The sequence below is a fragment of the Bradyrhizobium sp. genome, from assembly GCF_019244115.1.
Taxonomy (GTDB): Bacteria; Pseudomonadota; Alphaproteobacteria; order Rhizobiales; family Xanthobacteraceae; genus Bradyrhizobium.
Window position 1 is genome coordinate 1 of the sequence record NZ_JAFATE010000542.1, and the last position, 4109, is coordinate 4109.

Sequence of the window (4109 nt, forward strand, 5' to 3'; positions counted from 1 at the left end):
TCTGGGCGAAATCGACGATCGCTGGAGCGAAGTGTTCCAGGCTTCCGGACAGAGCTACACCGGCCCGAAAATCGTCCTGTTCCGCAATGCCACCAATGGCGGGCGCTGCGGCATGGCGCAGTCGGCGATGGGGCCGTTCTATTGTCCGCCGGACCGCACCATCTTCCTCGATACCTCGTTCTTCCGCGAGGTCGAGACGCGCTTTCATGGCTGTTCGGGGAGCGCCTGCAAGTTCACCGCGGCCTACATCATTGCGCATGAGGCCGGCCATCATGTCCAAAACCTGCTCGGCATCATTCCGCGCGTGACGCGCCTGCAGCAGCAGGCCGGCAGCAAGGCGGAGGCCAATGCGCTGCAGGTCAAGGTCGAGCTGCAGGCCGATTGTCTGTCCGGCGTCTGGGCCAATCGCGAGCAGAAGAAGCGGCCGAACTTTTTGGAAGCCGGCGACATTGACGGCGCACTGCAGACGGCCTCTGCAATCGGCGACGACACCTTGCAGCGGCAGACGACCGGGCGCGTGGTGCCCGATTCATTCACCCACGGCTCGGCGGCGCAGCGCAAGCAGTGGTTCATGACCGGGTTCCAGCAGGGTACGGTGAAGGCCTGCGACACGTTCAGCGCGTTGTAGTGATGGCATCGATCGACGAGGCAAAGCCGTTCATCCCGCTCAACATCGCGGTGCTGACGATCTCCGATACGCGCTCGCTCGCCGACGACAAGTCCGGCACCACGCTCGCCGACCGGCTCATCGCGGCCGGCCACAGCCTCGCCGCGCGCGAAATCGTGACCGACGACGTCGAGGCGATCCGCGCCGTGGTGAGAAGATGGATCGCCGATGCCGGCGTCGATGCCGTCATCACCACCGGCGGCACCGGTTTCACCGGGCGCGACGTTACGCCGGAGGCGGTCGAGCCCTTGTTCGAAAAGCGCATGGACGGTTTTTCGATCGCCTTTCACATGCTGAGCTTTGGCAAGATCGGCGCCTCGACCATCCAGAGCCGCGCCACCGCCGGCGTTGCGGGGGCGACCTACATCTTCTGCCTGCCTGGTTCGCCCGGCGCCTGCCGCGACGCGTGGGACGGCATTTTGGCGGCGCAGCTGGACTACCGCACGCGGCCCTGCAATTTCGTGGAAATCATGCCGCGGCTCGACGAGCACCTGCGGCGGCCGAAGGCGAACGGCGCGACGGCTTAGTTCGTCATTGCGAGCAAAGCGAAGCAATCCAGTTTCTCCACGAACGCGACGCCGCCAATTCTTGGAGATGTCATCGCCCGGCTCGACCGGGCGATCCAGTACGCCGCGGCCTCTCGGCTCAAGCACTCCCGTCTCCGGAATACTGGATGCCCCGCTTGCCGCCTTCGCTAAAGCTCCGGCGCGCCCTACGATAGGGCGCAACGTAGCCACACTCCATCCGAACGCGTCAACGCGCGGTCTTGATTCCGAGACCGGCCAGGTGCGTATCGATGAAGCCGGCGACCTGTCGGGAAAGCTGGTCGGGCGGCAGCGCGACCATGCGTTCCTCAAGCCCAAGCGAGATGATGCCATGGACGGCGGAGAACATCCGCCGGGCCAGGGTTGCGAGCTGCGCGACGCCCCGATCTGGCAGGAGCCGCGCGAGCGGGGCGTGCATCAGTTCGAAAGCCTGCATCACCATGCGCAGAATGTCTTCGGGGAATGGCCGGTCCTCTTCCATCCGGTGTTCGAATAGCGAGCGCAGCAGGTTGGCCTGCGTGGTGGCGAATTCCAGATAGACCGCGGCGAGCCCATGCAGCTGGCGGACCGGATCCTCCGCGGGGACGGCTTTGAGGCGGGCGGTGAGGGCCAAAACCGTCTCGCAGTTGACGGTCAGGATCAGCCCGTCGAAGTCGCCGAACTCGTTATAGACGCTGCCAATGGCGCAGTCGGCGGCCTCGGCCACGTCACGAACCTTCAATGATCTCAAGCCTTTAGCGCGATAATGCGACGGGCGGTGGCAAGCATCAGAGCGCGCCGCTTCAGTTTTTTTGATCGCGCGCATGACGCAGATCGCCTTGCCGGCGATCCGCTATCGCGCGCAATCTCTGTCCGACGCGAGCGGACCGGCGAGGCAGGCCATGACCGACCATCCTAGTGTGATCCTTGAGCAGCGCGGAAGCGCGTACTGGATCACCATCAATCGTCCCGACAAGCGCAATGCGCTGAATGGTGACGTCATCGCCGGCATCGCTAGAGGCTATCGCGAGGCGCATGACGATAGCGCGGTCCGCGTCATCGTGCTGACCGGCGCCGGCGACAAGGCATTCTGCGCCGGCGCCGACCTGCAGAATTCAGGCGCGGCGTTCGCCTTCGATTTCTCCAGCCCCAATGTCGATTATGCCGATCTGCTCCGGCTCTCGCAGAACGCGACAAAACCCGCGATCGCCCGGGTCGGTGGCGTCTGCTTGGCCGGCGGCATGGGGCTTTTGTGCATGACCGATCTGGCGGTCGCCGCCGATCATGTGATGTTCGGCCTGCCGGAGGTGAAGGTCGGCGTGTTCCCGATGCAGGTCATGAGCCTGTTGCAGCGGATTGCGCCGCCGCGGCTGGTCAGCGAATGGGCGCTGAGCGGCGAGCCGTTCGACGCCAAAGCCGCGCTTGCGGCCGGACTGCTCAACTATGTCGTGCCGGCGGCCGAACTCGATGCCAAGATCGACTGGCTGATCGGCCGGCTCGTCGACAAATCGCCGACCGCGATCCGGCGCGGCAAGTATGCCATGCGCGCGATCGCGGCGATGTCGTTCGACGAGAGCATCGCCTACACCGAAAGCCAGATTGCGCTGCTCGCGATGACCGAGGATGCCAAGGAGGGCATGAAGGCGTTCGCCGAAAAGCGCAAACCGTTGTGGCCGGGAAAATGAGTTGCAACTCGCAGCGAACGTAGGGTGGGCAAAGCGAAGCGTGCCCACCATCTGGTGCAACTTGATTTCGATGGTGGGCACGGCGCAAGAGCGCCTTTGCCCACCCTACATCGTAGCCAGCGGCCGCGCGAAGGAGAGTTCGTGGCCGTCCGGGTCGGTCAGGTGAAAAAAGCGCTCGCCCCATTCGGCATCGCGCGGTTTGGTCGAGGGCGAACATCCTATTGCCAGCGCCCGCGCGTAGAGCGCGTCGACATCGTCGACATGGAAAATGATGCGGCCCCACCACGACCAGCGCTTGTCGTCGCCTTCGGCGATCAGGTTGAGATAGCCGGGTCCGGCGCGAAAGGTGGTGAAGGCGGACGTCTCGCCACCATGTGCGAGATCGAAGCCGAGCGCAGTGTAGAATTGCACGGCGCGTGCCATGTCATGGGTCGCAAGCGTGATCGCGCTGATGGCTTCGATCATGTCGGCAGTCCTATCCCGGATTGGCCTGCAGCCCCGCCGCCTCGATGCCGGCGATGGCGCAGGCCTCGTCATTGTCGGACGTGTCGCCGGAGACGCCGACCGCGCCGAGCAGACGGTCGCCGTCCTTGATCAGCACGCCGCCGGGCACCGGCACGAGGCGTCCTTGCGCCAGCGCATTCACGGCGTCGACGAAATAGGCCTGCTCCTGCGCGCGCTGGAACAGCGCGCGGGAGCCCATGCCCATCGCGAGCGCGCCAAAAGCCTTGCCGGTCGCGATCTCGGCGCGCATCAGGCTGGTGCCGTCCTGCGCCGCGGTCAGTTTCAGCGCACCGCGCGCGTCCAGAATGGCAATCACCAGCGGCTTCAGCTTGAGCGCGCCGGCCTTTGCCAGCGCGGCGTCGAGAATCGTGCGGGCGACGTCGAGGGTCAGTTCAGCCATGAGTTTGGTCCTGTGCAGGTGAAGGCGGCATGGATTGCAGCTCCGCGCTGTCGAGGCTCATGGCGAGCACGCGAGCGACGTGAAGCGCGCTGCGGCCGGTGCCGTCGGCGATCTGGTGGCGGCAGGAGGTGCCGTCGGCGACGATCAGTGTCGTCGCCGCGCTGCTGCGAACCGCGGGCAGCAGCGCGGCCTCGGCCATGTCGAGCGAGGCGTGATAAGTGTCCGCGCCATAGCCGAACGCGCCGGCCATGCCGCAGCAGCTCGACTCGATGGTCTCGACCTCGAGATCGGGGATCAGCCGCAGCGCCTGCGCGACCTGCCCGAACGCG

At 65.5% G+C, this 4109-nt stretch carries 6 protein-coding genes and 1 pseudogene; 3 read left to right on the plus strand and 4 right to left on the minus strand.

Going from position 1 to position 4109, the window contains the following annotated elements:
* Positions 1 to 628 (plus strand): KPN_02809 family neutral zinc metallopeptidase (gene ypfJ, locus JOZ76_RS23895; protein WP_291702525.1); only part of this gene is annotated, 628 nt, incomplete at its 5' end.
* Positions 629 to 630: 2 nt separating this feature from the next.
* A complete protein-coding gene (moaB, locus tag JOZ76_RS23900; protein ID WP_291702527.1) occupies positions 631 to 1194 on the plus strand; it encodes a molybdenum cofactor biosynthesis protein B in 564 nt (187 codons plus the stop codon).
* A gap of 226 nt (positions 1195 to 1420) precedes the next feature.
* Here moaB and JOZ76_RS23905 read toward each other — a convergent pair whose 3' ends face one another.
* Complete coding sequence (locus JOZ76_RS23905; protein WP_291702529.1) at positions 1421 to 2017, minus strand: TetR/AcrR family transcriptional regulator; 597 nt, start codon at positions 2015 to 2017, stop codon at positions 1421 to 1423.
* 76 nt (positions 2018 to 2093) lie between these two features.
* Between JOZ76_RS23905 and JOZ76_RS23910 the strand changes: the two genes are divergently transcribed.
* Positions 2094 to 2876, plus strand: a complete 783-nt coding sequence (locus tag JOZ76_RS23910; RefSeq protein WP_291702534.1) for an enoyl-CoA hydratase/isomerase family protein — start codon at positions 2094 to 2096, stop codon at positions 2874 to 2876.
* Between the two features lie 105 nt (positions 2877 to 2981).
* Here the strand turns inward: JOZ76_RS23910 and JOZ76_RS23915 are convergent, their stop codons facing one another.
* From JOZ76_RS23915 to JOZ76_RS23925, 3 genes and pseudogenes are all read right to left on the minus strand, one after another.
* Positions 2982 to 3341, minus strand: coding sequence for a VOC family protein (locus JOZ76_RS23915; protein WP_291702531.1), 360 nt, complete (start codon positions 3339 to 3341; stop codon positions 2982 to 2984).
* Positions 3342 to 3351: 10 nt separating this feature from the next.
* Positions 3352 to 3780, minus strand: a complete 429-nt coding sequence (locus tag JOZ76_RS23920) for a GlcG/HbpS family heme-binding protein (protein ID WP_291702533.1) — start codon at positions 3778 to 3780, stop codon at positions 3352 to 3354.
* Positions 3773 to 4109 (minus strand): annotated as a pseudogene (locus JOZ76_RS23925) (FAD-binding oxidoreductase); the annotation flags it as partial. The pseudogene JOZ76_RS23925 and the gene JOZ76_RS23920, both read right to left, overlap by 8 nt.

Bases quoted from the DNA above. Each gene is read 5' to 3' on its own strand.
- moaB (WP_291702527.1), top strand. From the start codon at position 631: ATGGCATCGATCGACGAGGCAAAGCCGTTCATCCCGCTCAACATCGCG.
- JOZ76_RS23905 (WP_291702529.1), bottom strand. From the start codon at position 2,017: ATGCGCGCGATCAAAAAAACTGAAGCGGCGCGCTCTGATGCTTGCCAC.
- JOZ76_RS23910 (WP_291702534.1), top strand. From the start codon at position 2,094: ATGACCGACCATCCTAGTGTGATCCTTGAGCAGCGCGGAAGCGCGTAC.
- JOZ76_RS23915 (WP_291702531.1), bottom strand. From the start codon at position 3,341: ATGATCGAAGCCATCAGCGCGATCACGCTTGCGACCCATGACATGGCA.
- JOZ76_RS23920 (WP_291702533.1), bottom strand. From the start codon at position 3,780: ATGGCTGAACTGACCCTCGACGTCGCCCGCACGATTCTCGACGCCGCG.